At 50.4% G+C, this 25,363-nt stretch carries 25 protein-coding genes and 1 riboswitch; of the genes, 6 read left to right on the top strand and 19 right to left on the bottom strand.

Annotated features, from left to right (window positions below):
- The 15 genes from ACY2VT_RS08710 to ACY2VT_RS08640 all read right to left on the bottom strand — a co-directional run.
- A partial coding sequence (locus tag ACY2VT_RS08710) for a helix-turn-helix domain-containing protein (RefSeq protein WP_461879601.1) occupies window positions 1-363 on the bottom strand: 363 nt, incomplete at its 3' end.
- A 67-nt stretch (window positions 364-430) separates the two neighbouring features.
- Window positions 431-721, bottom strand: coding sequence for a DUF5720 family protein (locus ACY2VT_RS08705; protein ID WP_461879600.1), 291 nt, complete (start codon window positions 719-721; stop codon window positions 431-433).
- 12 nt (window positions 722-733) lie between these two features.
- Window positions 734-1,132, bottom strand: coding sequence for a ParA family protein (locus ACY2VT_RS08700; RefSeq protein ID WP_461879599.1), 399 nt, complete (start codon window positions 1,130-1,132; stop codon window positions 734-736).
- 468 nt (window positions 1,133-1,600) lie between these two features.
- Window positions 1,601-1,993, bottom strand: a complete 393-nt coding sequence (gene rpsI, locus ACY2VT_RS08695; RefSeq protein WP_055219853.1) for a 30S ribosomal protein S9 — start codon at window positions 1,991-1,993, stop codon at window positions 1,601-1,603.
- 17 nt (window positions 1,994-2,010) lie between these two features.
- On the bottom strand, window positions 2,011-2,439 hold the full coding sequence (rplM, locus tag ACY2VT_RS08690; RefSeq protein WP_461874203.1) for a 50S ribosomal protein L13: 429 nt from the start codon (window positions 2,437-2,439) through the stop codon (window positions 2,011-2,013).
- A 190-nt stretch (window positions 2,440-2,629) separates the two neighbouring features.
- Window positions 2,630-3,382 carry a tRNA pseudouridine(38-40) synthase TruA gene (gene truA / locus ACY2VT_RS08685; protein WP_461877485.1) on the bottom strand — a complete coding sequence of 251 codons (753 nt, stop codon included), beginning with the start codon at window positions 3,380-3,382 and terminating at the stop codon, window positions 2,630-2,632.
- Window positions 3,383-3,406: 24 nt separating this feature from the next.
- Window positions 3,407-4,207 (bottom strand): energy-coupling factor transporter transmembrane component T family protein, encoded by an 801-nt coding sequence (locus ACY2VT_RS08680; protein ID WP_461879598.1) that lies wholly within the window; start codon window positions 4,205-4,207, stop codon window positions 3,407-3,409.
- Entirely contained in the window at window positions 4,201-5,085 is an 885-nt protein-coding gene (locus tag ACY2VT_RS08675) for an energy-coupling factor transporter ATPase (protein WP_461879597.1), read from the bottom strand. Before ACY2VT_RS08675 ends, ACY2VT_RS08680 begins: the two co-directional genes overlap by 7 nt.
- A complete protein-coding gene (locus ACY2VT_RS08670; RefSeq protein WP_461874199.1) occupies window positions 5,076-5,921 on the bottom strand; it encodes an energy-coupling factor transporter ATPase in 846 nt (281 codons plus the stop codon). Before ACY2VT_RS08670 ends, ACY2VT_RS08675 begins: the two co-directional genes overlap by 10 nt.
- A gap of 4 nt (window positions 5,922-5,925) precedes the next feature.
- Entirely contained in the window at window positions 5,926-6,531 is a 606-nt protein-coding gene (gene yihA, locus ACY2VT_RS08665; RefSeq protein ID WP_461874197.1) for a ribosome biogenesis GTP-binding protein YihA/YsxC, read from the bottom strand.
- 34 nt (window positions 6,532-6,565) lie between these two features.
- Window positions 6,566-8,893, bottom strand: a complete 2,328-nt coding sequence (gene lon / locus ACY2VT_RS08660) for an endopeptidase La (protein ID WP_461879596.1) — start codon at window positions 8,891-8,893, stop codon at window positions 6,566-6,568.
- A 21-nt stretch (window positions 8,894-8,914) separates the two neighbouring features.
- Complete coding sequence (gene clpX / locus ACY2VT_RS08655) at window positions 8,915-10,210, bottom strand: ATP-dependent Clp protease ATP-binding subunit ClpX (protein ID WP_117509624.1); 1,296 nt, start codon at window positions 10,208-10,210, stop codon at window positions 8,915-8,917.
- A gap of 108 nt (window positions 10,211-10,318) precedes the next feature.
- Window positions 10,319-10,900 carry an ATP-dependent Clp endopeptidase proteolytic subunit ClpP gene (clpP, locus tag ACY2VT_RS08650; protein ID WP_195530861.1) on the bottom strand — a complete coding sequence of 194 codons (582 nt, stop codon included), beginning with the start codon at window positions 10,898-10,900 and terminating at the stop codon, window positions 10,319-10,321.
- A 24-nt stretch (window positions 10,901-10,924) separates the two neighbouring features.
- On the bottom strand, window positions 10,925-12,211 hold the full coding sequence (gene tig / locus ACY2VT_RS08645; protein WP_022461348.1) for a trigger factor: 1,287 nt from the start codon (window positions 12,209-12,211) through the stop codon (window positions 10,925-10,927).
- A 143-nt stretch (window positions 12,212-12,354) separates the two neighbouring features.
- A complete protein-coding gene (locus tag ACY2VT_RS08640; RefSeq protein ID WP_461874195.1) occupies window positions 12,355-12,906 on the bottom strand; it encodes a DJ-1 family glyoxalase III in 552 nt (183 codons plus the stop codon).
- A gap of 235 nt (window positions 12,907-13,141) precedes the next feature.
- Here ACY2VT_RS08640 and ACY2VT_RS08635 point away from each other — a divergent pair, with 235 nt between their 5' ends.
- Window positions 13,142-13,597 carry a CYTH domain-containing protein gene (locus ACY2VT_RS08635; protein ID WP_461879595.1) on the top strand — a complete coding sequence of 152 codons (456 nt, stop codon included), beginning with the start codon at window positions 13,142-13,144 and terminating at the stop codon, window positions 13,595-13,597.
- A gap of 180 nt (window positions 13,598-13,777) precedes the next feature.
- On the opposite strand, the gene proC is transcribed toward ACY2VT_RS08635, so the two are convergent.
- Both proC and ACY2VT_RS08625 read right to left on the bottom strand, forming a co-directional pair.
- A complete protein-coding gene (gene proC / locus ACY2VT_RS08630) occupies window positions 13,778-14,575 on the bottom strand; it encodes a pyrroline-5-carboxylate reductase (RefSeq protein ID WP_117760472.1) in 798 nt (265 codons plus the stop codon).
- A gap of 211 nt (window positions 14,576-14,786) precedes the next feature.
- Window positions 14,787-15,794, bottom strand: coding sequence for an ABC transporter substrate-binding protein (locus ACY2VT_RS08625; RefSeq protein WP_461874192.1), 1,008 nt, complete (start codon window positions 15,792-15,794; stop codon window positions 14,787-14,789).
- A 204-nt stretch (window positions 15,795-15,998) separates the two neighbouring features.
- Between ACY2VT_RS08625 and ACY2VT_RS08620 the strand changes: the two genes are divergently transcribed.
- From ACY2VT_RS08620 to thiC, 5 genes are all read left to right on the top strand, one after another.
- The gene (locus tag ACY2VT_RS08620) at window positions 15,999-16,976 is read left to right on the top strand and encodes a Gfo/Idh/MocA family protein (protein WP_461879594.1); all 978 of its coding nucleotides are present in this window, start codon (window positions 15,999-16,001) and stop codon (window positions 16,974-16,976) included.
- Window positions 16,977-17,314: 338 nt separating this feature from the next.
- Window positions 17,315-17,426: riboswitch (TPP riboswitch) on the top strand.
- Window positions 17,427-17,549: 123 nt separating this feature from the next.
- Window positions 17,550-18,371: a hydroxyethylthiazole kinase gene (gene thiM, locus ACY2VT_RS08615; protein WP_461879593.1), complete on the top strand. Its 822-nt coding sequence runs from the start codon at window positions 17,550-17,552 to the stop codon at window positions 18,369-18,371.
- Window positions 18,358-19,002 carry a thiamine phosphate synthase gene (thiE, locus tag ACY2VT_RS08610; protein WP_055226936.1) on the top strand — a complete coding sequence of 215 codons (645 nt, stop codon included), beginning with the start codon at window positions 18,358-18,360 and terminating at the stop codon, window positions 19,000-19,002. The genes thiM and thiE overlap by 14 nt, the downstream gene beginning before the upstream one ends.
- A 148-nt stretch (window positions 19,003-19,150) precedes the next feature.
- Window positions 19,151-19,930, top strand: a complete 780-nt coding sequence (thiD, locus tag ACY2VT_RS08605) for a bifunctional hydroxymethylpyrimidine kinase/phosphomethylpyrimidine kinase (RefSeq protein WP_461874206.1) — start codon at window positions 19,151-19,153, stop codon at window positions 19,928-19,930.
- A gap of 25 nt (window positions 19,931-19,955) precedes the next feature.
- The gene (gene thiC / locus ACY2VT_RS08600) at window positions 19,956-21,263 is read left to right on the top strand and encodes a phosphomethylpyrimidine synthase ThiC (protein ID WP_461879592.1); all 1,308 of its coding nucleotides are present in this window, start codon (window positions 19,956-19,958) and stop codon (window positions 21,261-21,263) included.
- An 88-nt stretch (window positions 21,264-21,351) separates the two neighbouring features.
- Here the strand turns inward: thiC and glpK are convergent, their stop codons facing one another.
- Window positions 21,352-22,842 (bottom strand): glycerol kinase GlpK, encoded by a 1,491-nt coding sequence (glpK, locus tag ACY2VT_RS08595; protein ID WP_461879591.1) that lies wholly within the window; start codon window positions 22,840-22,842, stop codon window positions 21,352-21,354.
- Between the two features lie 120 nt (window positions 22,843-22,962).
- Complete coding sequence (locus ACY2VT_RS08590; RefSeq protein WP_461879590.1) at window positions 22,963-25,350, bottom strand: glycoside hydrolase family 31 protein; 2,388 nt, start codon at window positions 25,348-25,350, stop codon at window positions 22,963-22,965.
- Between the last annotated feature and the right edge of the window lie 13 nt (window positions 25,351-25,363).

Genomic DNA, 25,363 nt, shown 5'->3' with positions numbered 1-25,363 from the left:
CTTTTCCGTATCCGGTTTATCCATATACGGGTTTTCCGTATCTGGTGAATCCGTATCCGGTTTTCTAAGCTGTGGCTGCTCGTATATGACATACTCTGTATCGCTGATGCGTCCCTGCCGATCACGTAGTTTGTGCCGCACAATGTAACCGGCAGCCTCCAATTCCCGCAACGCACCACCAATGGAATCCACACCCTCTTTACAGATTTTCGCAAGTCCACGGGTGGTATAGTTCCAGTCCTCCGGTAAAGACAGCATCATGGAAAGCAGTCCTTTTGCTTTCAGCGACAAATTGGCATTTCGTAAATGGTGATTGCTCATCACAGTATAATCACGAGTCCGTTCAATGCGAAAAACGGCCATCGACCTCACTCCTTCCGACTTTTGGATATAAAAAACGCCACAATCCTAAATCAAAGAATTGTGGCGTTCAACTTTCTCTATATTTTCTTGTACATTTCTTTCCCGGCTTGAAATCGAGAATGTGTCCCTCAACAACACGGGCATACCGCTTGATTTTGATTTCTCGGCGTTGATGATCTTGGAGAGCGTTCTGATAGCTGTCCTCTGCAAGAAACAGGCGCATTTCATCCCCCCTGCTCCCGTAAGCACTACACGGACGGAGAACAACAAACTCAATCATCCACCGGGTGCTGTCCTTAAAGCGTCCCACCGCAAAAATGTTATATCCTTTCAGCTCCCTTGCTGAAATATCTTTCATAGGCTGCTCCTTTCATCGCTCCTGGTCTCTCTGACGCTTTTTCTGCCATGCCTCCAGCAGCTTGATGATGGTTTCCTGCATCCGTTGGGGCGTATAGCTTTTAGGGAAATACTTCCGCAAGGTGTCAGAGGTAAATGTCACTCGATCCAGATCGCTTTTCTTTTCCTCACCCATGATGACACGCATCACATCAATATTCAAATGCCCATCCTGGCTGATTGTCAGGCTCCCTTGCGGGTCCCCGTCGATCAGAAGCACTTTCTTTCCGGCCTGTGCCAGACCTATTCCCAAGTTCGCACAGGTTGTTGTTTTGCCAACGCTTCTCCGCTCCCGCTCCGGTCGGTGCTGAACATGTGCCACTGGCACATAGCACCCTTTCTGGTTGGCGATGGCGATGATTTGTGTGTTCATGACTTCACCTCATTTCTGATTGTTACTGTTGTTTCTGGAAATAGAAAAAGCCGCCACTTCAAAAATCGTAAAGTGACGGCCCTTTCTAACGCCGGAATCTCTGAAATAAAAAAGCACCCAGTTATTTGTTACTGAGTGCCTGCATTAGAATCGTATTTAATTGTTCAAATTTGGTCAGATTATGCCAAACTCTCCAGCGAAAAATCCGGTGTCTGAGAGTGCCAAAATCACCCTCAAAAATACCCCCGAAATTACTCTCTGGTTGTCCTATTTTTTAACCACTAAGGCCGTTTTTTGACCCCATTTTTGCCGGTTGTCCTATATTTAACCACTAAAAATTGGGTGAAAACGACTCTCGTTAGGTCAAATCAAGTCAAACTATATCAGCCCGTTTGGGTATAAGAAAACCCCGGAAAACCTTGATTTTCCGGGGTTTTTGAACCATTTTGATATAGTCTGAGCAGTCGATTATCGCTTGCTGAACTGCGGAGCGCGACGAGCTGCTTTGAGACCGTACTTCTTACGCTCTTTCATTCTAGGATCACGAGTCAGGAATCCTGCTTTTTTCAGAACTGGTCTGTAGTCGTTGTCTACAGTCAGAAGGGCACGTGCAACACCGTGACGGATTGCTCCTGCCTGTCCTGTGTATCCGCCGCCGTGAACGTTTACGATCACGTCGAATTTATCAGCGGTCTCTGTAGCTGCCAGAGGCTGACGAACGATAACTTTCAGGGTCTCCAGACCAAAATACTCATCGATGTCTCTTTTATTGATGGTAACTTTACCAGTTCCCGGTACAAGATATACTCTTGCGATAGATTTTTTTCTTCTTCCGGTTCCGTAATATTTTGCGCTAGCCAATGTTCTTTACCTCCCTATTAAAATGTTAATACTTCTGGTTTCTGAGCTGCATGAGCGTGCTCTGCACCAGCGTATACGTGAAGTTTTGTGAACATCTGTCTTCCAAGAGGTCCTTTTGGAAGCATGCCTTTCACTGCAAGTTCAACAACCTTCTCCGGTTTCTTAGCCATCATCTCGCGAAGAGTAGCTTCTTTCATACCACCAACATAATCGGAGTGGCTGTAGTAGATCTTCTGATCCAGTTTTTTACCGGTTACTTTTACTTTATCAGCGTTGATTACGATTACGTAATCACCAGTATCTACGTGCGGAGTGTACTCCGGTTTGTTTTTTCCACGTAATACTTTTGCTACTTCAGATGCCAGACGTCCTAATGTACATCCTTCTGCATCAACAACATACCATTTTCTTTCAATCTTATCTGGATTTGCCATAAAGGTGTTCATGGATATAACCTCCTGTGAAAAATTCAATTTACTGTTTCATGTATATAGGAAACCGCCTTACCGGGGCTTATGGCATCGGCGTTTTCAAACTACGTCACACATTTAGTAATTATATTATACGGATTTTGGAATGTCAACTGTTTTTTACCCAGAAATTACATTTTTTTCAGCAAAAAGACAAATTCGGGCGTTATTCGAAATTCCATTCGGGATACTGGATCCGCACCAGTGTCAGACCCTCGGGTCTTGCCGTGGCTCCCGCCATTTTACGGTCTTTTGCCGCAAGGATTTCTTTTACTTTCTCCGGCGGATAATCGCCCTTTCCCACCTCGAGAAGTGTTCCGGTGATGATCCGCACCATATTATAGAGAAAACCGTTTCCCGTGATCCGGAAGCGGATCAGGTCGTCCTCTTTTTCCACACTCGTCTCATAGATCGTGCGGACGGTGTCGGTCACCTCCGGTTTTGCCGTTGCAAAGCTTTTAAAATCATGCGTGCCGACCAGATACGAAGCCGCCTGCCGCATCGCATCCACATCGAGTGCGCCATACCAGAAGTACGAATTCAGCCGCCGCGTCGGGTCTGCAAACGTGCGGTTTAAAATCCGGTATTCATACGTTTTGACGGTCGAGGTAAACCGCGGATGAAAGTCCAGCGGCACCTCAGACGACCCCTGAATGCGGATATCCGCCGGGAGCCGTGTATTTAAGGCAAACGCGATCCGGTCCGCTGGCATTCTCGCCTCGGTGTCAAACACCGCAACATTGCCGAGGGCATGCACCCCCGCGTCGGTCCGGCTTGCGCCGATGCAGGCAGTCTCTTTTCCAAAGAGGTCCGAAAGCGCCCGATTCAGCACTTCCTGGACCGTGATTCCATTCGGCTGTACCTGCCAGCCGCAGTAATTCGTTCCGTCGTACGCCACAATCAGCTTAATTCTGCGCATGCTTTCCCTCCGTTTTCTTCAACATCAGAATCCGCACACGCGCAGGCCGATACTGCATACAAGGTATGCCACGAGTACGCCGTACGCCGCATAATCGCGCGTTTTGTACCGGAGCGGCTTCATCTGTGTTCTGCCCTCTCCTCCGTGGTAGCATCTCGCTTCCATCGCCAGCGCCAGATCGTTTGCCCGGCGGAAGGCCGAGATGAACAGCGGCACCAGAAGCGGCACCATATTCTTCACTCTCTGGATGATATTTCCGCTCTCAAAATCCGCGCCGCGTGCCATCTGCGCTTTCATGATCTTATCCGTCTCCTCAAGGAGAATCGGGATAAAACGGAGTGCAATCGACATCATCATCGAAATCTCATGCACCGGCACATGGATCTTTTTTAACGGTCCGAGCAGGCTCTCCAGCGCGTCGGTGAGCTGGTTCGGCGTTGTCGTTAAGGTCATCAGCGAAGAGCCGATCATCAGGTAAATCAGGCGGATCGACATACGGCATGCCATCGCCACACCCTCGCGGGTGATCGTGATTTTCCAGATATGGACAAGCGCCTCGCCCGGCGTAAACAGGATGTTGAACACCATCGTGATCGCCAGCAGCACAAAAATCGATTTCAGGCCCTTCGTGATAAATCTGAACGGCACTTTCGACAGTTTGATCATCACCGCAAGGAAGATCGTTCCAAGCAGATACCCCCAGTTGTGGAACAGAAAGAGGGATACCACGTAGGCGAGTGTTCCCACAAATTTCACACGCGGGTCCAGCCGGTGCAGAACGGAATCCGCCGGGTAATACTGTCCCAGAGTAATATCTCTTAACATACTTCTGCTCCTTCTTTCCCGTTTTTCTTCTGTTTTGCAAGCGCCGCAAGAATCGTATCGCGCGCCTCTTCCACCGTCGTCGCCGTCATATCCACATCCATGCCGTGTTCCTTTAACGCATGCATAATATACGTCATCTGCGGCGCTGCAAGCCCGATTGCCTCGAGCTCTTTATAATGGGCGAAGACTTTCTTCGGCTCATCATCAAACGCCACATGGCCGTGATTCATAACGATGATCCGCTCGACATATTTTGCGATATCCTCCATGCTGTGCGATACGAGCACAACGGAAATGCCGCGCGTCTCATGCAGCAGCGCCAGCTGGTCAAGGATTTCATCGCGCCCCTTCGGGTCAAGGCCTGCCGTCGGCTCGTCGAGAACCAGAAAATCCGGGTTCATCGCGAGCACACCGGCAATCGCCACGCGGCGCTTCTGGCCGCCGGAAAGTTCAAACGGCGATTTTCCATACATCTCTTTGGGAAATCCGACGTGCTCCAGCGCTTCTTCCGCACGCTTTCTGCACTCCTTTGGGGAAAGTCCCTGGTTTTTCGGGCCGAAGCAGACATCCGTAATGACATCCGTCTCAAAGAGCTGATGCTCCGGGTACTGGAAGACCAGTCCGACGTGGCTTCGAAGCTCTCTTAAAGGATATCCCTCTTTCCAGATATCCTCGCCGTCATACAGCACCCGTCCTGATGTCGGGCGGATGAGGCCGTTCAGGTGCTGCACCAGCGTCGATTTTCCGCTTCCCGTGTGGCCGATGATGCCCACAAACTGACCATTCGGGATTTCAAGGTTGACATGCTCCAGGGCGTGCATTTCATATGCCGTCCCCGGGCTGTATGTGTACGTTACATCTTCAAGTTTCAATGACATAATGCATTCACCAGTTCATCGGTGGTCAGAATCCCTTTCGGGAGATCCACACCGCTTTTTCTCAGTTCATAAGCCAACAGTGTCACCTGGGGTACGTCGAGGCGGAGTTCTTTTAATTTTTCCACTTCCGAGAAAATCTCTCTTGGCGTCCCCTGCATTACCAGTTTTCCGCCGTCCATGACGAACACACGGTCCGCAAAAACGACCTCTTCCATGTAATGTGTAATCAGAATGACCGTCACGCCTTTCTCCTCGTTCAGCTTCCGCACCGCACGGAGGACTTCCTTTCGTCCGTTCGGATCCAGCATCGCGGTCGGCTCGTCGAGGACGATGCATTCCGGCTGCATGGCCATTACTCCCGCAATTGCCACACGCTGCTTCTGGCCGCCGGAGAGCTTGTTCGGAGAGTGGGCGCGGTACGAAATCATACCGGTCGCCGCAAGGCTCTCCTCCACCCGTTTCCAGATCTCATCGGTCGGCACGCCGAGGTTTTCCGGCCCAAAGCCGACATCCTCTTCCACCACGTTTCCGATGATCTGGTTATCCGGGTTCTGGAACACCATGCCCGCCTTCTGGCGGATCTTCCAGACATCCTCCTCATCCGAGGTCTTCATGTCGTCCACCCACATCGTGCCTTCCGTCGGCACAAGCAGGGCGTTGATATGTTTCGCAAGCGTCGATTTTCCGCTTCCGTTGTGGCCGAGGACTGCGATAAACTGCCCTTTCTGGATTTCCAGGCTCACATCCTCGATCGCCTTTGTTGCTTCCGGCTCCTGTCCTTCCTCCTCGTAACGGAGGTATTCGTATCCAAGGCCTGCCGCACGTATCATACCCATGGCCTTACTCCCCGCTTTCTTCTGCGTCCGCCCGGATTTCATCGATCAGATTCCAGATCTCCTCGCGTCCCTGCTTCGTCTCCGCAGAAAACGGAATGACAATCGTATCTTTTTCGACCTCCAGCGTCTCGCGGATCAGTTTGATCTGCTTCTGAAGCTGACTGCGTTTGATCTTATCCAGTTTCGTCGCAATGATGATCGGCTGATAGCCGTTCCGCAGAATCCAGTCGTACATAATGCGGTCGTTGTTGGACGGCGCATGGCGGATGTCGATCAGAAGGAATACCGCATGCAGCATCTTCGACTGATGCAGGTAATCCTCGATCAGTTTGCCCCATTTCGCCTTGACCTCCTCGGAGGCTCTCGCAAAACCGTAGCCCGGCAGATCCACCAGATACATTTCCTCATTAATGTGGTAGTAGTTGATGGTCTGTGTCTTTCCCGGCTGTGCACTCGTACGCGCCAGCGATTTCCGGTTCATCAGGGCATTGATGAGAGAAGATTTTCCAACGTTGGATTTTCCCGCGAATGCCACTTCCACCTGACCGGTATCCGGCAGTTTACTGGTGATTCCGCAGACGTGCTGCAGCTCTACCTGTTTAATTACCATACTTTTCTTCTCCTGTTTTTTGCATCTTCTGGCCTTACTTCTTTTCCACAAGTGCCAGTTTTAATACCTGTTCCATGCTGCCGACAAATTCGATCTGCAGTCCGTCTGTGATCTCCGCATCCAGTTCTCTGACATCCGGTTCATTTTTCTCCGGAACGAGAACCATATGGATACCGGCTTTCTTTGCCGCCAGCAGCTTCTCTTTTAAGCCGCCGATCGGAAGCACACGGCCGCGGAGCGTAATCTCTCCGGTCATCGCAACGTCTGCTTTTACCGGAACCTTTGTGATCGCGGAAACCATCGCCGTCGCCATCGTAATACCGGCAGACGGACCATCTTTTGGAACGGCTCCCTCCGGAATATGAATGTGGATGTCGTGTTTTTCGAAAAATTCTTTCGGAATCTCATACTGCTCTGCCACGGAACGAATAAAGCTGATGCCCGCCTGCGCAGACTCCTTCATCACATCGCCGAGCTGGCCGGTCAGCAGAAACTCTCCTTTTCCCGGCATCACATTGACCTCGATCTGCAGCGTATCGCCGCCGACTGCCGTCCAGGCAAGACCGCGCACAATACCGATCTCCGGTTTTTCGTTGGCCGGCTGGAACTCATACCTCTCTTTTCCGAGGAACTCTTCCAGGTTTTCTTTCGTCACAACAACCTCTTTTACCTGTTCCTCGAGAATCTTTCTCGCGCTCTTTCTGCAGATTCTGCCGATCTGGCGCTCCAGGGAGCGGACACCGGCCTCTCTGGTGTAGCCGCTGATCACTTCCATCAGCGCCTCATCCTCGATCACAAGCTGTGCTTCTTTCAGACCGTTCGCCTTCTTCTGCTTCGGAACGAGATGTTCTTTTGCGATATGGAACTTCTCGTTTTCCGTATAGCTTGAAATTTCAATCACTTCCATACGGTCCAGCAACGGACGCGGAATGTTCTGAATATCATTTGCGGTTGCAATAAAGAGCACCTCCGAAAGGTCGATCGGAAGCTCTACGTAATGATCGGCAAATTTATTATTCTGCTCGGAATCGAGGACCTCAAGAAGTGCGGAAGAGGTATCTCCCTTGTAATCTGCACTTACTTTGTCGATCTCGTCGAGCAGCATCAGCGGATTTTTCACCTTCGCCTGATGGAGTCCCGCCGCAATGCGTCCCGGCATCGCGCCGATGTAGGTTCTTCTGTGGCCGCGGATCTCCGCCTCATCCCGCACACCGCCGAGACAGATGCGGACGTATTTTTTATTCAGGGCTCGCGCCACGCTTCTCGCAATCGAGGTCTTACCGGTTCCCGGAGGGCCTGCCAGGCAGAGAATCGGGCTCTCGCCTTTCTTCGTCAGGGTGCGTACGGCCAGGAATTCGAGGATTCTCTCTTTTACTTTCGAAAGACCGTAGTGATCTTCCTCCAGAATCTCGCGTGCTCTTGCCAGATCCTGATTGTCACGGGATGCCTTATCCCACGGAAGCCCCAGCAGTGTCTCGATATAGCCGCGGATCACGCCTGCCTCGGACGGATTGTTGGCCGAATTTTCCAGACGGTGGATCTCCTCGGAAATCCGCTCTTTCACCTCTTTGGAGGCTTTGAGCTTCTCGAGCTGCTTCTTATAATTTTCAATCTCAGTCTGGGAATTGTCCTCACCGAGCTCCTCGCGGATCACCTTTAACTGCTCGCGCAGAATGTAATCGCGCTGATTCTTATCAATCCGCTCTTTAATTTTTCCCTGGATCTCCGAACGGATCTCCTGAATCTGAATCTCATTGGCGATCATGACGCAGAGCGTATCATACCGCTCGGAAAGCTCCACAGCCTCCAGCAGTTTCTGGCGGTTTACGTAGTCGAGGGGCAGATTCATGCAGATCTGATCCACCAGCTTTCCAACTTCTTCGGTTCCGAGGATCTGGCCTGCCAGTTCCTTGCTGACTTTCTGCGTCTGCTCGCAGTAGATGGCAAACAGCTCTTTTAAGTTGCGCAGCATTGCCTCCTGCTCGATATCGGAAAACTGCATTTCGTCCGAGCCGGTAAACAGCGCCACCTCGGCGCGGAGATACTCGTTCTCCTCTTCCTCGAAGTTCAGCAGTTCTGCGCGGCTTTCCGCCTCCACGAGAATCCGAAGAATGTCTTTTGGCATTCTTACAACCTGTTTGATGACCGCAATCGTTCCAATCTTGTACACATCAAGCAGACCCGGTACTTCCGTATCCGGGTCTCTTTGTGTAATCAGGAAAATTTTCTGGTCACCCAGCATTGCCTCCTCGACCGCACGGATCGATTTGGCTCTGCTGATATCAAAATGTACAATCATATCCGGCAGAATCGTCGTTCCACGCAGCGCAACCGCCGGTAATACTTTTGTCACTTCTTCCATTTAAGTTTCCTCCTGCGTTTTTCAGGCGGTTTCCGGTCTTCCGGATCTTCTTCCCATATTCCGCCGTGGAACAGGGGCCGGTTCGCCGTGAATAATCTCCGGCTCCGCCTTCTTTTCTACAGCGTCCTTGGTGATGACGCATTCTTTTGTCGTATTGTCCGACGGGATCTCATACATCAGATCCATCATCGTATCTTCCATGATTGCGCGGAGACCTCTGGCGCCTGTTTTCCGCTCCAGGGATTTCTTTGCAATCGCTTCGAGTGCATCTTCTTTGAAGTCAAGCTGTACGCCGTCCAGTTCAAACAGCTTCTTGTACTGTTTGACCAGAGAATTCTTCGGCTCAACCAGAATCTTCATCAGGGCCGTCTCATCCAGAGAATTTAACGTAACGACAATCGGCACACGTCCGACAAACTCCGGAATCAGGCCGAACTTGGTCAGATCCTGCGGCATGACCTGACGGAGCAGATCTCCGACATTCTCATCTTTTGCATGGCCGATCGGATTGTTGAATCCGATGGATTTCGTATCCTGTCTCGTCTCGATGATCTTCTCGAGTCCTTCGAATGCACCGCCGCAGATAAAGAGGATATTCGTCGTATCAATCTGAATAAACTCCTGATGCGGATGCTTTCTTCCGCCCTGCGGCGGAACGGAAGCTACAGTTCCCTCCAGGATTTTCAGCAGTGCCTGCTGTACACCTTCGCCGGAAACATCTCGTGTGATCGAAGCGTTTTCGGATTTTCTTGTGATTTTATCGATCTCATCGATGTAGATGATGCCGTGCTCAGCGCGCTCGATATCATAGTCTGCTGCCTGAATGAGGCGGAGCAGAATGTTTTCTACGTCCTCGCCGACATAACCTGCCTCGGTGAGCGCCGTTGCGTCTGCAATTGCAAACGGAACGTTGATCAGTTTGGCCAGTGTCTGTGCCAGATACGTTTTTCCGGAACCGGTCGGTCCGAGCATCAGAATGTTGCTCTTCTGCAGTTCGATGTCGGAGGATGCACCGGAAAGCACTCGTTTGTAATGGTTGTAAACGGCAACGGAGAGCACTTTTTTCGCCTCATCCTGTCCGATTACGTAGTCATCCAGAAATGCTTTGATTTCCTTTGGTTTGATCAGGTTGATCTCGTCGGTATCCTGCTCGCCGTACAGATCCTCAAACTCTTCCTGAATGATCTCCGAGCAGATTGCCACGCAGTCATCACAGATGTATGCCCCGTCCGGGCCTGCGATCAGCTTGCGTACCTGGTCTTCTGTCTTTCCGCAGAAAGAGCAGCGGATCTTGGTATCATTCCCTTTTATAGCCATCGTTTTCTTCCTTTCAACATATTACAACTAAACCTTATCGCCGGATAAGGCAAAAGGTGCCACAAAAGCCTCATTGCCGGAACTACGCTTTTGGACACCTTTCCTCTCTTATCGGTTCGTAATTACATTATCAATCAGACCGTATGCTTTTGCTTCCTCTGCGGACATGTAATTGTCACGCTCGGTATCGATCTCAATCTGTTCCAGCGGTTTTCCTGTGTTTGCCGCCAGAATTTCATTTAATTTCCGTTTGGTTTTCAGAATCTGTTCTGCAACGATTTTGATCTCGGTTGCCTGACCCTGTGCACCGCCGGATGGCTGATGAATCATGATTTCAGAGTTTGGCAGAGCCATTCTCTTTCCTTTGGTACCGCCTGAGAGAAGGAATGCTCCCATGCTGGCAGCCATACCGATACAGATGGTGGATACGTCACATTTGATGTACTGCATCGTATCGTAGATAGCAAGTCCTGCGCTTACAGAACCTCCCGGGCTGTTGATATACATGTGGATATCTTTTCCCGGATCTTCAGACTCCAGGAACAGAAGCTGTGCAACGATCAGGTTTGCCGATACGTCGGTAACTTCCTCTCCCAGAAAAATAATACGGTCGTTCAGCAGTCTTGAATAAATATCGTAACTTCTCTCTCCCCTGCTTGTCTGCTCGATGACATAAGGTACAAAACTCATTCAATTGCCTCTCTTTCCGAGGTCTTACGCCTCTTTTGCGCTGTCGGCCATGAGAGTTACTGCTTCCTGAACAGCGAGGTCTTTCTTCATCTGCTCTTTCTCATATTCGCCAACGAGCTCTTTGAATTTATCCAGCTCCATTTTGTACATTTCAGCCATTTTAGCCAGCTCTTCGTCCAGCTTCTCATCGCTGATCTGGATGTTCTCTGCTTCTGCAACTTTCTCAAGTACCAGTCTGCTCTCGATTCTCTTAACAGCCTGCGGTTTCATCTGCTCTTTTAAGGAATCAACGGTAGCGCCTGTGAACTGCATGTACTGCTCCATGGACAGACCCTGGGACTGGATTCTTCTTGCGAAATCGTCAACCATGTTCTCTACCTGCGTATCGATCATAGCTTCCGGAATCTCCATTGTTGCGTTCTCTACTGCTTTATCTACGACAGCGTTCTCTTTTTCTGTCTTAGCCTGCTCTTCTTTTTTCTTGGTCAGGTTGTCTTTGATTTCTTTTTTGTACTCATCCAGAGTATCGAACTCGGAAACGTCTTTTGCGAAGTCGTCATCAAGTGCCGGAAGCTCTTTTGCTTCGATTTTGTGGATGGTGCATTTGAATACTGCTGCTTTTCCAGCAAGCTCTTCTGCCTGATAATCCTCTGGGAAAGTAACGTTTACTTCCTTCTCCTCTTCCAGAGCTGCGCCAACGAGCTGCTCTTCGAATCCCGGAATGAAGGAATGGGAGCCAAGGGTCAGCGGATAATCTTTTCCAGCGCCGCCGTCGAACGGAACGCCGTCTACAGAACCTTCGAAGTCAAGTGTAACGGTATCTCCGTCTGCTGCCGGACGATCCTCTACGTTGATGGTTCTTGCGTTTTTCTCCTGCTCTTTTTTCAGCTCAGCTTCTACTTCTTCGTCTGTAACGGTTGTGTCAGCTTTTGCTACTTCCAGACCTTTGTACTCGCCAAGGGTAACTTCCGGTTTTACTGCTACAGTTGCGGTAAAGATGAAAGCTTTGCCTTTTTCGATCTGCTCTACGTTGATCTCCGGACGGGATACAATGTCCAGTTTGCTCTCTTCTGCTGCTTTGGAATACTCTTCCGGAACAAGGCTGTTTACAGCATCCTCATAGAATACTGCCGGGCCATACATTTTTTCTACCATAGCTCTCGGAACTTTTCCTTTACGGAAGCCCGGAACGCTGATGTTCTTTTTCTGTTTCTGGTAAGCTTTCTCCAGTGCTTTTTCTAATTCTTCAGCCGGAACCTCAATGGTAAGTTTGGCCATATTCTTCTCTAAATTTTCGACCTGTACACTCATTTTATCAATTTCCTCCTTGATTTATCTGAAAAGCGGCAGAAAACCTGCACACCTCTCCATTCTACAGTCATTTATCGAGTATAGCATACTCTTTTCAAAAACGCCAGTGATTTTTTTATATTTCTGTGGTTTTTAGGCTTTTTTCAGCAATGAAATACGATTTTTTCCGCCATTTCTTTTGCTTTGTCCTCTCCCTGCAGAACACGGATCAGCTCCAGTGCGAAGTCAGTGGCTGCTCCCATGCCGCGGCCGGTGGTCACATTTTTGTCGGTGACTGCAGGTACCTCGAGTACGTTTGCGCCTGCCAGCTTTTCTTCAAAGCCCGGGAAGCAGACGGCGTTTTTATCTTTTAAGATGCCCATCACACCAAGGATGCTCGGCGCTGCGCAGATGGCTGCCAGTTTCTTTCCCTGATCGTCATAGGAACGGATCAGCGCTGCGAGCGTCTCGTTTCCGGCCAGATTTAATGTACCCGGCATTCCGCCCGGAAGTACCAGCATGTCTCCGTCATCAAACTCTCCCTCTTCGATGGTTTCATCTGCAAGAATGGTGATTTTGTGGGATCCCGTTACTTCTTTTCTTCCCATAATAGAAACGGTGCATACGTCTTCTCCGGCTCTGCGCAGCAGATCCACCGGGGTCAGTGCCTCAATCTCTTCACATCCGTCTGCCAGAAATACATAAATCTTTGCCATGGTTTTGTCCTCCTGTGTTGTATGATCAGTCTCGTGTGTTTTGTCACGTGATATTCTCTGCTTTTCTTTGTAACAAACCGCCGCTATTATACCACATTTTTCCGCAGAATGCTTGCATTTCATAAAAATTTCAGGACTTTTTTTGCAAAAAGCCGGATTTCGCTTAACATCACGGGAAAAGCATGGTAAACTCTTGAAAAAAGCAGTGATGCAATCACGAGAAGGAGTCTCTTTTATGGAAATCGAACGCAAATACCTTCTGGATCAGCTTCCGGAAAATCTTCCAAGCTATCCATGTAAAAAAATCGAGCAGGGCTATCTTTCCACCGAACCGGTTGTCCGCATCCGCCGCTCTGACGACGAATATTATCTGACCTACAAGTCAAAAGGGCTGATGGTGCGTGAAGAGTATAATCTTCCGCTCACAAAGGAATCCTACCTGCATCTGCGGGAAAAGGCAGACGGCGTTCTCATCTCAAAAACACGCTATCTGCTGCCGCTTGCCGGAACAGATCTGACGATCGAGCTCGATGTCTTTGATGCGCCGTATGAAGGCCTTTACCTCGCAGAGGTGGAGTTTCCGGACGAAGCATCCGCAAACGCCTTTGTTCCTCCGCTATGGTTTGGAAAGGATGTAACCTATTCTTCCGATTATCACAACAGTACGCTCAGTAAAGGAAAAAAACTATAAATTACCAGAAAAAATCCCGGTGCCTTTTCCACGGCTGCCGGGATTTTTCCGCTCGTTTGTTTTTTACTCTTTTTTGTGCTTGCTCTTTGCTTGTTTTGGTTTGTTTTTTTGTGCATACATTCTTTGTTTTTGCTGCTTTCACATTAGCGTCATTCTGTCAAAGCGGCGGTGCTGCTCCTTCTAATCCACTCCCTTTGATTTCCGGATGCAGGCTCGTGTTGCATCAATAACAGCACTTCTCAGTTTCTCCCGCTCCAGTACGGCAACCGCTTCGATGGTGGTTCCGCCTGGCGAGCAGACCATGTCTTTTAATTCTCCCGGGTGCATTCCTGTCTCGAGAAGCATTTTGGCGCTTCCAAGGACAGACTGTGCAGCAAATTCATATGCCTGTTTTCTCGGCATTCCTTCGGCTACGGCCGCATCTGCAAGAGCCTCCAGGAAAAGAAATACGTACGCCGGCGAGCTTCCGCTGACACCTGTGACGGTATCCATCAGATACTCCGGAACAACTTCTGCGCGGCCAAAGCTTTTCAGGAGGGTTAAAACGAGCTGCAGCTCTTCCTCCGTCACGAGATCATTGGCACAGACGCCGGTCATTCCTTCTCCGACGAGTGCTGGTGTGTTTGGCATGGTGCGAATTAACTTTGTTGGTTTTCCGATTTCTGTACCCAGCCATTGTAAAGACTTACCGGGAAGAATCGATACGATAATCTTCTCGGGTGAGATGAAGTTTTTGACGAGGTTTATTATATTTTTTATTTGGTTTGGCTTTACTGCCAGGAATACAAGATCGGATCCGGCTACGACCGCTTCGTTCTCCGTAGTCGCCTGGACTCCAAACTGGTTGGTCAAGCGTTCCACACTTTTCTCCGTGCGGACCGATACCAGAATGTCATCTGCAGATACAACTCCTTTTTGGATCATTCCGCCAATCATGGCACTCGCCATGTTGCCGCCGCCGATAAAACCTACTTTCATGTCTGTTCGCCTCCGTATGCCTGTGTTGTAAAAAATATATGCGACACCCATAGTATGCAACAAAATTTACTTTTTTGCAATACTTTTTCTCTATTTTTCTGCTTTTCTTTTGCAATTTTCTTTATTTTTTTCGAATGAAATGTCGCTGTTTGTCGACGAATGTCGAAAAGTGTCTTTTTCTGTCTTTTTTCGCTTTTCTATTCCGCCGGAATCAGCCTTTGGCGGCGGCCTCTTCGGCGTATTTTGTTGTCACGAGTGTCTTGTACGGTGCCTTTTTCTCCAGCTCTCCCGCCTGCTCCAGAATCTCCTGCAGAAGATCAAAACTTTCTTCCTCAAAGATCAGATTTTCTTTCCACGTATCCTGCTCATAGTAGCGGCGCACGATCGCGGTGATGGTTTCCAGCTCGGTTTCTGCAAACTGCGGCGCAATCACTTCTGCAATCTCCTCCGGTGTGTGCGTCTGCACGAAGTCCATTCCCTTCTGCAGTGCCTTCGTGAATTTTTCTACGGTTGCGCCGTGCGTTTTCAGATAACTCTGTTTGACGCTGTACGACGTATACGGCACATACCCGGATTCCGTTCCGACCGATGCCACGACATAGCCGTCGCCCTTCTGCTCGAGCAGTGTCGCGGACGGTTCAAATTCAATCGTATAATCCCCCTGCCCGCCGGAGAACGCGGCAGCTGTGGAACCAAAATCGATACTCTGGTTGATGTTTACGTCTTTTTTATCAATCCCTTTCTGCGCCAGAACATACTCAAAGACCATTTCCGGCATACCGCCTTTTCTTCCCCCTAATACCTCTTTGTTTTTCAATTTCTCCCAGGTAAACGAATTGTCTTTCTCTCTTCCCACAACAAAGTTTCCCGCCCGCTGCGTCAGCTGCGCGAAGTTCACAACCGGGTCTGCGGTTCCCTCAAGGTACGCGTAGACGGTTGCCTCCGCCCCCATAAACCCGATATCCGCCTCGCCGGAAATCATCGCCGTCAGCACTTTATCTGCACCAAATCCTGTCACCAGCGTCAGATCAATGCCCTCGTCCGCGAAATACCCCTCCTCAATTGCCACGTACTGCGGGGCGTAAAAAATGGAGTGGGCAACCTCATTTAATGTCACCTGCTCCACTTTTTCTTTTGTCTCATCTTTTGCCCCGCATCCCGCCAGCGTCACTGCCGCCATTGCCAGTACAAGCGCACCTGTCAGCCATTTTCTTTTCATCAACAGATTCTCCTGTTTTTTCATTCTAACCTTAGAATATGATTTCCCGGTAAAAATGCGTGCAAAAACGAAGGAGAAACGTTCGAATTTCGTTTCTCCTTCGTTTCTTATTTCAGGAATTTTCTATTTTGAAAAAGAAATTGAGGATCTCCGCGAAATTTGTTATAGTAAGGTTAATGTAAAACAGGATGGGAGGATCTCACAATGAAAAATATCAAGTGGGCTGTACTCGGATGCGGTGTGATTGCAAATGAAATGGCGGTCGCACTGCAGAAAAACGGAAAGAATATTTACGCGGTCGGCAACCGGACCCATGAGAAGGCGGCTGCTTTTGCGGAGAAATATGGAATTGGAAAAGTTTACGATGATTTCCATGAGATGTTTACCGATCCGGAGGTCGATGTCATTTATATCACGACGCCGCACAACACGCATCTTGGCTTTATGAAAGAGGCGATTGCCAATGGAAAACACATTCTCGTTGAGAAATCGATTACGCTGAACAGTGACGAGCTCGACGAGGCCATAGCGCTTGCAAAAGAAAAAGGTGTCATCATCGGAGAGGCAATGACGATTTACCATATGCCGATCTACAAAGAGCTGAAAAAAATTCTCGACTCCGGCCGTCTCGGCAGAGTCAATCTGATCACGATGAACTTCGGCAGTTTCAAAGAGTACAACATGAAGAACCGCTTCTTCAACCGGAATCTCGCAGGCGGCGCGATGCTTGATATCGGCGTATACGCACTCTCCTTCATCCGCTGGTTCTTCGACTCCAAGCCGGATCAGCTCCTTTCCCAGGTAAAGCCCGCTCCGACCGGTGTAGACGAGCAGGCCGGCCTCCTTCTCACCAATCAGGAAGGGCAGATGGCAAGTGTGATGCTCTCTCTCCACTCCAAACAGCCGAAACGCGGCATGGTTTCCTGTGAGAACGGATTTATCGAGATCATGGAGTACCCGCGTGCCTGGGAAGCAAAAATCACAGACGCTTCCACCGGCGAATCCGAAATCATCAAAGCCGGTGACAACGCTGATGCACTCGCCTATGAGCTCGCCGACATGGAACGCGCCATCAATGGAGATGCCTCTGCCATGCACCTCGACTACACGAAGGACGTCATGGATCTGATGACCTCCTTCCGCAGAACCTGGGGCTATACGTACCCGGAGGAAGAAAAATAAAATTCGCACATCAAAAGCCCCTGCCCGGCACACATCAGATGCCGGGCAGGGGCACTTCTTTTCACCTGCAATACTCTGCAATTTTCTTTTTCAGTAATTCCGCATCAATCGGCTTTGCGATATGCTCGTCCATGCCGGCCTCATTCCACTCATTGGCCAGGGAATACTCTCCTTCCACGCATATTTTATACTTTATTTTACGCTGATATTATTTCCTCCGTCACCCCAAATAACATTACATTTCCAATATTTTGCATGTCTTTTTTATTTTTCTGAAATTTTTTAAAATCTTCCGTTTTTCTCTTGCACAATTGTTTTTATGCGTATATAATTGTCTGCAGAAAGCAAAGGGGAGCTCGCGTGCGAAGCGGGCTGAGAGTAGGATGCATCTCCTAGACCCTGAACCTGATTTGGGTAATGCCAACGTAGGGAGATACGATATGCACATTTTCTGCAGATATACCTCCACGTATATCTGCTTTTTTAATCTCTATGAACACATCAACAGGTTCTTCCAGTAACACAAGGGAATTTGCTTCTGCAAAAATACTCACACAGGAGGAACAAAAAATTATGTTAGGCACTTGTCTTGACAATGTCAGAAAAACAACCCCTCTCGTACACAACATCACAAATTACGTTACGGTAAACGATGTCGCCAACATTCTGCTGGCATGCGGCGCAAGCCCGATCATGTCCGATGAACCGGAGGATGTCGAGGATATCACCTCCATCTGCGGCGGTCTGAACATCAACATCGGAACGCTGCACAGAACGAGCATCGACGGCATGTACCGTGCCGGTGCAAAAGCAGCTTCGCTCGGCCACAAAATCCTGCTCGATCCAGTCGGCGCAGGCGCAAGCCACTTACGTACTTCGACCGCAGTCGGACTGATGGAAAAAATCCCGTTCACCGTCATCCGCGGAAATATTTCCGAAATCAAAACACTGGCACTCGGAAGCGGAACGACAAAGGGTGTTGACGCAGACGTTGCCGATAAAGTAACGGATGAAAACCTCGACAGCGCCGTTGCTTTTGCAAAAAACTTTGCAAAAGACCACAACTGTGTTGTCGCCATCACAGGAGCGATCGACCTCGTTGCCGATGCTGACACCTGCTACGTGATCCGCAACGGACGCGCCGAGATGGGAATCATCACCGGAACGGGCTGCCAGCTCTCCGGCATGATGACCGCTTACCTCGTTGCCAACCCGGACGAGCCGTTAAAAGCCGCTGCTGCCGCTGTCTGCGCGATGGGACTTGCCGGCGAGATCGGCTGGAGCCATATGAAACCGGAAGACGGCAACTCCACCTACCGGAACCGCATCATCGACGCCATCTACCACATGGACGGCGAGACGCTGGAGAAAGGTGCAAAGTATGAAGTGCGATAAAAAAGGCCTGCTTTTATATGCTGTGACAGACCGCAGCTGGCTGAACGGCGAGACACTGTACAGCCAGGTGGAAAAGGCTCTGCAGGGCGGCGCAACGTTTATCCAGCTCCGCGAAAAAAATCTTGACCAGGATCACTTTATGGAAGAGGCACTGGAACTGAAAAAACTCTGTGCCGCATACCATGTTCCTTTCGTCATCAACGATAACGTGGAAATCGCAGCTAAGATGGATGCGGACGGCGTTCACGTCGGCCAGAGCGATATGGAGGCCGGCGATGTCCGTGCAAAGCTTGGCCCGGACAAGATCATCGGCGTTTCGGCGCAGACCGTGGAACAGGCCATTCTCGCCGAGCAGCGCGGGGCAGATTACCTCGGCGTCGGCGCGGTCTTCCACACCGGTTCCAAGGCGGATGCGGAGGATGTCAGCCACGAAACGCTGACTGCTATCTGCAATGCCGTTAAAATCCCTGTCATCGCCATCGGCGGCATCACACGCGATAACGTGACGGAGCTTTCCGGCAGCGGCATCTGCGGCATCGCCGTCATCAGTGCCATTTTTGCACAGAAAGACATTGTTTCCGCAACGAAGGATCTGAAAGAACAGACTCTGCGCATGCTGGAAAACAAATAATTTTACGTAACCATTCATCCTCACACCAGGCGGCAGACTGGGGGCACCACTTTCTTTGTCGCCTAGAGCGTGTTTGAAAAATGCTTTTTCAAACACGCTCCAAAAAGAAAAGTAATGCAAAGGAGTAATTCTCATGGACCCGAAAAACATGAAAACAGCATTAACAATCGCGGGAAGTGATTCCAGCGGAGGCGCCGGCATTCAGGCAGACATTAAAACCATGATCACAAACGGAGTTTACGCCATGTCGGCAATTACCGCACTCACCGCCCAGAACACCACCGGAGTTTCCGGTATTTTCGATGTAACACCGGAGTTTCTGGCCGCACAGCTTGACGCCGTCTTTACGGACATCTTCCCGGACGCCGTCAAAATCGGTATGGTATCCTCCCCGGCACTGATCGAAGTCATCTCCGAACGGCTTCGCTTCTACCAAGCCAAACACATCGTTGTGGACCCGGTCCTCGTCGCTACAAGCGGCTCCGCGCTCGCTTCGGGCGGCGTGCCTGACCTGATGAAAAAACTGCTCTTTCCTCTGGCCGAAGTCATCACACCGAATATCCCAGAGGGAGAAGTTCTCTCCGGCATCAAAATCCAGTCGGAAAGCGATATGGAACGCGCCGCAAAAGAGATCGGGGATTCCTGCGGCTGTGCCGTTCTGTTAAAGGGCGGCCACAGTATCAATGATGCCAACGATCTTTTATATCACAACGGCACATTTACCTGGTTCACTGGAAAACGCATTGACAATCCGAACACACACGGTACCGGCTGTACACTCTCCAGCGCCATCGCATCGGGACTCGCAAAGGGGCTTTCCCTTCCGGATGCCATTTCCGCCGCAAAAGAGTATATTTCGGGCGCACTTGCGAGCATGATGGATCTCGGCCACGGCCCGGGACCGCTGAACCACGCTTACCGGATCTGATTTTGAAAACAAAGGAGAACAACAGATGGAACACAATTACGCAACACAGATGGACGCCGCACGCCGCGGCATTGTAACACCGGAGCTGAAAAAAGTCGCAGAAAAAGAGTATATGGCCGTGGAAGACCTGATGCCGCTCGTTGCCAGCGGAAAGGTTGCCATTCCGGCCAATAAGCTGCACACCTGCATCGACCCGGAGGGCATCGGCTCGATGCTGCGCACGAAAATCAATGTAAATCTCGGTGTTTCGAAAGACTGTAAAGATTACGATGTGGAGATGCAGAAGGTACTCTCCGCGGTCAATATGGGCGCAGAAGCCATCATGGACCTGTCGAGCCACGGCAATACGCAGCCGTTCCGGCGGAAACTGACCTCCGAATGTCCATCCATGATCGGCACCGTGCCGGTATATGACAGTGTGATCCATTACCAGAGAGACCTGGATACGCTGACTGCCAAAGATTTTATTGACGTCATCCGCCTCCATGCCGAGGACGGTGTCGATTTCGTCACCCTGCACTGCGGCATCACCAGAAAAACCATCGATCAGATCCGCAAACACAAACGGAAAATGAATATCGTTTCCCGCGGCGGCTCCCTCGTGTTCGCCTGGATGTGCATGACCGGCGAGGAGAATCCGTTCTACGAGTATTACGATGAGATTCTCGATATCTGCCGTGAATACGATGTGACCATTTCTCTCGGCGACGCCTGCCGTCCTGGCTGCCTTGCCGACGCAACGGATGTCTGCCAGATTGAGGAGCTGGTGCGCCTCGGCGAACTCACCAAACGTGCCTGGGAGAAAGACGTTCAGGTCATGGTTGAGGGACCGGGCCACGTTCCAATGGACCAGATTGCGGCCAACATGAAAGTACAGCAGACCATCTGCATGGGCGCTCCGTTCTACGTTCTCGGACCTCTCGTAACCGATATCGCACCGGGCTATGACCATATCACAGCTGCCATCGGAGGCGCAATCGCTGCTATGAACGGCGCTGCCTTCCTCTGCTATGTAACTCCGGCAGAGCATCTGGCTCTTCCGAACCTGGATGACGTAAAGCAGGGCATCATCGCAAGCAGAATTGCCGCACACGCTGCCGACATCGCCAAAGGCGTGCCGCATGCGCGTGATATTGACGACAAGATGGGAGACGCCCGCCGCGTGCTCGACTGGGAAGCACAGTGGGACTGTGCACTGGACCCGGAAACTGCAAAAGCCATCCGTGCTGACCGCTCGCCGGAACAGGAAGATACCTGCTCGATGTGCGGTAAATTCTGTGCTGTACGAAGCATGAACAAAGCTTTAAACGGCGAACATATCGACATTCTTTGATTTTCTCTGATTTCATTACATACCTTACGCGAAAAGGAACGGTTTTCATTACGAAACCGTTCCTTTTCTGCATTTCCAAAATCTTTTTCTATTTCGCCCATCCTTCGGCGTAGCGGACTGCTTTATGCCATCCGTTCATCTTCTCATCGCGCTCCTCTTTCGAGAGCTCCGGCTCGAATGTGTGATCAATCGCTCCGTTCTGTTTCACCGTCTCCTGATCCGGCCAGTAGCTGACGGCAAGGCCGGCAAGGTAAGCAGCTCCCATGGCGGTCGTCTCGATGCAGCACGGCCGTTCTACCGGCGCCTGGCTGATGTCCGCCTGGCACTGCATCAGGAAATTATTGGCGCTTGCCCCGCCGTCCACACGCAGTGCGGAGAGCTTCATGCCGGAATCTGCCTCCATCGCTTTTAAGACATCATCCACCTGATACGTAATGGATTCGAGCGTTGCGCGGATCACATGGTATTTGTTGACGCCGCGGGTCAGGCCGAGAATCGTTCCTCTCGCATACTGATCCCAGTACGGTGCGCCAAGGCCGGTAAACGCCGGCACGACATAGCATCCGTTCGTGTCGTTCACTTTCTGCGCCATATATTCGGAATCGGCCGAGGATTCAATCAGCTTCATCTCATCGCGCAGCCACTGGATTGCGGCTCCGCCGACGAAAATTGATCCCTCAAGCGCATACGTGATCTTGTCCCCGATGCCCCATGCAATCGTGGTAACAAGACCGTGTGTCGAAGAAACCGGCTTTTCTCCCGTGTTCATCAGCAGGAAGCAGCCCGTTCCGTATGTATTTTTCGCTTCGCCCGGCGCATAGCAGGTCTGGCCGAACAGCGCCGCCTGCTGGTCTCCCGCTGCTCCCGCGATCGGGATCGGGCCGCCGAAATATGTCGATGCCGTCTCCCCGTAAACACAGCTCGACGGGCGGACTTCCGGCAGCATACAGAGCGGAATGTTCAGCTCTTTTAAGATATCCTCATCCCATTTCAGCGTATGGATATTGAACAGCATCGTACGGGATGCGTTGGTGTAATCGGTGACATGTACCTTTCCCTTTGTCATCTTCCAGATCAGCCACGTCTCCACCGTTCCGAAATAGAGATCGCCTCGCTCCGCCCGCTCGCGCGCGCCCGGAACTTCATCGAGAATCCATTTCAGCTTCGTTGCTGAGAAATACGCATCGATCACAAGACCTGTTTTCTCCCGGAAACGGTCAACCAGTCCGCGCTCCATCAGCGAGTCGCAGTATTCCGATGTTCTGCGGCACTGCCATACAATTGCATTGTAGACCGGCTCTCCCGTCTTTTTGTCCCAGACGATCGTCGTCTCTCTCTGGTTTGTGATGCCGATTGCCGCGATATCCTCGTAGGACGCGCCCGCTTTCTGCATTGCCTCCACGGCTACACCGAGCATCGTGGACCAGATCTCATTGGCATCGTGCTCCACCCAGCCCGGTTTCGGGAAACGCTGGGTAAATTCCTTCTGCGCAAGGCTTACGATCTGTCCTTTCTGATCAAACAGAATACAGCGGTTGCTCGTTGTGCCGGCATCAAGTGCCATGATGTATTTTCCCACGTTTAAAAATCCTCCTGTCTCACATCTCAAGAAGAGAGCCTGACAGAATCCACTGCCACGCTCTCTTCCTTTTCTTTGTATGTATCGTATCACAGAATTCTTTTTCTGTAAATCCGTTTTTTATGCAGTGATGATCTCCAGCAGTGCGCCGCGCAGATCATCGGAAAGATCCATGCTCTGCAGCTCAGCTGCGAGAATTGCCACCTTGCCGTTCGCTTTGTCAAGCAGTCCTGCAACCAGCTCTTTGGTGATGTAGCTGATCTCTGCATGCAGCAGCAGATCCATCGCGCGTGCCACTACATCGTTCTTTGCCACCTCGGTATCTTCCGGCAGGCAGATAGTAACGGTATCCTGCGGTTTCACACCGGTTACGGTGATGGTAAGAAGTCCGTCTTTTTCTTCTGCTTCTGCATCGATTTCCACGCCGTTTACCAGCACTTTTGCTGCTTTCGCGGTGCTTCCGCCGAATTCTACGACGTACGTTCTGCTCTCCGGAACAAGGCTCTGATTGCCCTCCACCGGCGAAATTGTAAAGCTCCGTGCTGCCCAATCGAGCTTCATCGGTGTCTTTGCACAGTCGCCGTTCTCATATGCCATTGAAGTATTGTCATCCTCATACAGAGTAAAACTGTTGTCCGCACCTGCATAAACGCGTACAGTCAGCTCGTCCGGGTTGGATTCTACATCAAGTGCACTGATCTTCTCGGTCATCGGAATGATGGCACCGGCTTTTGCAAGAACCGGGATCTCCTCGAGTGTGCGGTACAGATCCATGCTTCTGCCGCCCTCGTAAACCATTCCGTTGAAGAAGTCAAACCAGGTTCCCTCCGGCAGCCATACTTTCGTTTTTGCACGTTTCAGCTCCGGAATGCATTTCGTTGTCACCGGTGTTACCATCAGCTCGCTTCCGAAGAAGTACTGATTCGGTGCCTGATTTTTGCCCCAGAAAACCGTCTCCGGGTAATCATAATACATCGGAACAACGATCGGTGTGTCTTCTTTCCATGCACGGTAGTTCATCGTGTACAGATACGGTACGAGTTTATGACGCAAACGGAGGAAATCATCCATTGTGCTGCGCACTTCCATACTGAAGTTCCAAGGCTCTTTTCCACTGAAGGCACTGTTAGAGCTGTGCAGACGGTTGATCGGAGAAAATACTCCGTACTGATACCATCTTGCTTCAAGCTCATCGTCACGGTAGCCAAGCATATGGCCGCCGATATCATGACTCCACCATCCGTAGCCGATGTTGGAGGCTGTGCTGGTAAAGTATGGCTGGAAATCCAGGGATTCCCAGGTGATGTGGGTGTCTCCGGAAAATCCGACCGGATAGCGGTGGGAGCCCGGTCCTGCGTAGCGGGAGAAGGTCATCGGACGTTTTCCGTCTCTTCCACTGTCAAGAAAATGATAGTGATTCAGCATCCACAGCGGATCAAGACCCTCGATCTTGGTACTCTGTCCCTGCTGCCAGTCAATCCACCAGAAATCGACGCCCTCTTTTTCCATCGGATGATGGACTTTGTCGAAATATACATCAACAAATTTCGGATCCGCAATGTCAAAATTGACCGGTTCTTCTTTTTTTGCATCCACTCCCATAGCCTCTGCTACTTCCGGATAGCAGTCCTCATACGCACGAATTCCGTCTGCCGGATGGACATTCAGTGTTGTCTTCATGCCGCGTGCATGGAGTTTTCCAAGAAAACGCTCCGGATCCGGGAAGAGTTTTTTGTTCCAGCTGTAGCCGGTCCAGCCGCTGCCGTATTTCGGATCCACATCGTCTACACGGTGCCAGTCCATATCGATAACAGCAACCGAGAATGGAACGTTCTCTTTGTCGAAGTCTTCCATCAGTTTCATATAGGATGTTTCACTGTAACGCCAGTAACGGCTCCACCAGTTTCCAAGTGCAAATCTCGGAAGCATCGGAGTCTTACCGCAGAGGTGGTAGAAATCCTTTAATGCCAGACGGAAATTCCAGCCATAGCCAAAGAAATACAGATCCTGTACCCCTTTCTTTCTCGGAGTCACCCAGCCGTCCTCTGTCATCAGAAGCGACTTCGAATCATCCAGAACAGAGGAACCAAACCAGGACATGATACCAGGTTCCAGATCACAGGCTCCATTGACCTGATCAAGCGTACGGGCCGTTCCTCCAAGATCCTGTGTCGGATCTCCGTAATGCCATGCCGGTACAGAACTGATGCCGACCGCGGTTGTTTTGCAGGAAAGTCCGTTTGAAGAAAATGATTTTTTGTTATAATTCAACTGCAGATACTTTGTGCGTAACTCCAGCTCATCGCCTGTATCTTTGACGGAAAATTCCACGGCCGGAAAATCCCGGTTTACAACGGTCTGGGATGCCGCATCGATAAATTCACCGTCCTCACTGTATTCCAGTCGAAGAAGATGCTCTGTCAGTACTGTGATACGGTATTTATCGCCTTTTACTACATTCTTCGGATCCGCAAGCGGATGTGTCTCCATTTTCAGATATGATTTCATGTGTTGTTTTCCC

Origin of the sequence: Fusicatenibacter sp. (assembly GCF_050872605.1) — a bacterium.
Classification (GTDB): Bacteria; Bacillota; Clostridia; order Lachnospirales; family Lachnospiraceae; genus Fusicatenibacter.
This window is presented reverse-complemented; position numbering and strand designations above follow the sequence as displayed.

Excerpts from the sequence above, each read along its gene's own strand:
- ACY2VT_RS08705 (WP_461879600.1), bottom strand. The coding sequence starts at position 721 with ATGAAAGATATTTCAGCAAGGGAGCTGAAAGGATATAACATTTTTGCG.
- ACY2VT_RS08700 (WP_461879599.1), bottom strand. The coding sequence starts at position 1,132 with ATGAACACACAAATCATCGCCATCGCCAACCAGAAAGGGTGCTATGTG.
- rplM (WP_461874203.1), bottom strand. The coding sequence starts at position 2,439 with ATGAACACCTTTATGGCAAATCCAGATAAGATTGAAAGAAAATGGTAT.
- truA (WP_461877485.1), bottom strand. The coding sequence starts at position 3,382 with ATGCGCAGAATTAAGCTGATTGTGGCGTACGACGGAACGAATTACTGC.
- ACY2VT_RS08680 (WP_461879598.1), bottom strand. The coding sequence starts at position 4,207 with ATGTTAAGAGATATTACTCTGGGACAGTATTACCCGGCGGATTCCGTT.
- ACY2VT_RS08675 (WP_461879597.1), bottom strand. The coding sequence starts at position 5,085 with ATGTCATTGAAACTTGAAGATGTAACGTACACATACAGCCCGGGGACG.
- ACY2VT_RS08670 (WP_461874199.1), bottom strand. The coding sequence starts at position 5,921 with ATGGGTATGATACGTGCGGCAGGCCTTGGATACGAATACCTCCGTTAC.
- yihA (WP_461874197.1), bottom strand. The coding sequence starts at position 6,531 with ATGGTAATTAAACAGGTAGAGCTGCAGCACGTCTGCGGAATCACCAGT.
- lon (WP_461879596.1), bottom strand. The coding sequence starts at position 8,893 with ATGGAAGAAGTGACAAAAGTATTACCGGCGGTTGCGCTGCGTGGAACG.
- clpX (WP_117509624.1), bottom strand. The coding sequence starts at position 10,210 with ATGGCTATAAAAGGGAATGATACCAAGATCCGCTGCTCTTTCTGCGGA.
- clpP (WP_195530861.1), bottom strand. The coding sequence starts at position 10,900 with ATGAGTTTTGTACCTTATGTCATCGAGCAGACAAGCAGGGGAGAGAGA.
- tig (WP_022461348.1), bottom strand. The coding sequence starts at position 12,211 with ATGAGTGTACAGGTCGAAAATTTAGAGAAGAATATGGCCAAACTTACC.
- ACY2VT_RS08640 (WP_461874195.1), bottom strand. The coding sequence starts at position 12,906 with ATGGCAAAGATTTATGTATTTCTGGCAGACGGATGTGAAGAGATTGAG.
- ACY2VT_RS08635 (WP_461879595.1), top strand. The coding sequence starts at position 13,142 with ATGGAAATCGAACGCAAATACCTTCTGGATCAGCTTCCGGAAAATCTT.
- proC (WP_117760472.1), bottom strand. The coding sequence starts at position 14,575 with ATGAAAGTAGGTTTTATCGGCGGCGGCAACATGGCGAGTGCCATGATT.
- ACY2VT_RS08625 (WP_461874192.1), bottom strand. The coding sequence starts at position 15,794 with ATGAAAAGAAAATGGCTGACAGGTGCGCTTGTACTGGCAATGGCGGCA.
- ACY2VT_RS08620 (WP_461879594.1), top strand. The coding sequence starts at position 15,999 with ATGAAAAATATCAAGTGGGCTGTACTCGGATGCGGTGTGATTGCAAAT.
- thiM (WP_461879593.1), top strand. The coding sequence starts at position 17,550 with ATGTTAGGCACTTGTCTTGACAATGTCAGAAAAACAACCCCTCTCGTA.
- thiE (WP_055226936.1), top strand. The coding sequence starts at position 18,358 with ATGAAGTGCGATAAAAAAGGCCTGCTTTTATATGCTGTGACAGACCGC.
- thiD (WP_461874206.1), top strand. The coding sequence starts at position 19,151 with ATGAAAACAGCATTAACAATCGCGGGAAGTGATTCCAGCGGAGGCGCC.
- thiC (WP_461879592.1), top strand. The coding sequence starts at position 19,956 with ATGGAACACAATTACGCAACACAGATGGACGCCGCACGCCGCGGCATT.
- ACY2VT_RS08590 (WP_461879590.1), bottom strand. The coding sequence starts at position 25,350 with ATGAAATCATATCTGAAAATGGAGACACATCCGCTTGCGGATCCGAAG.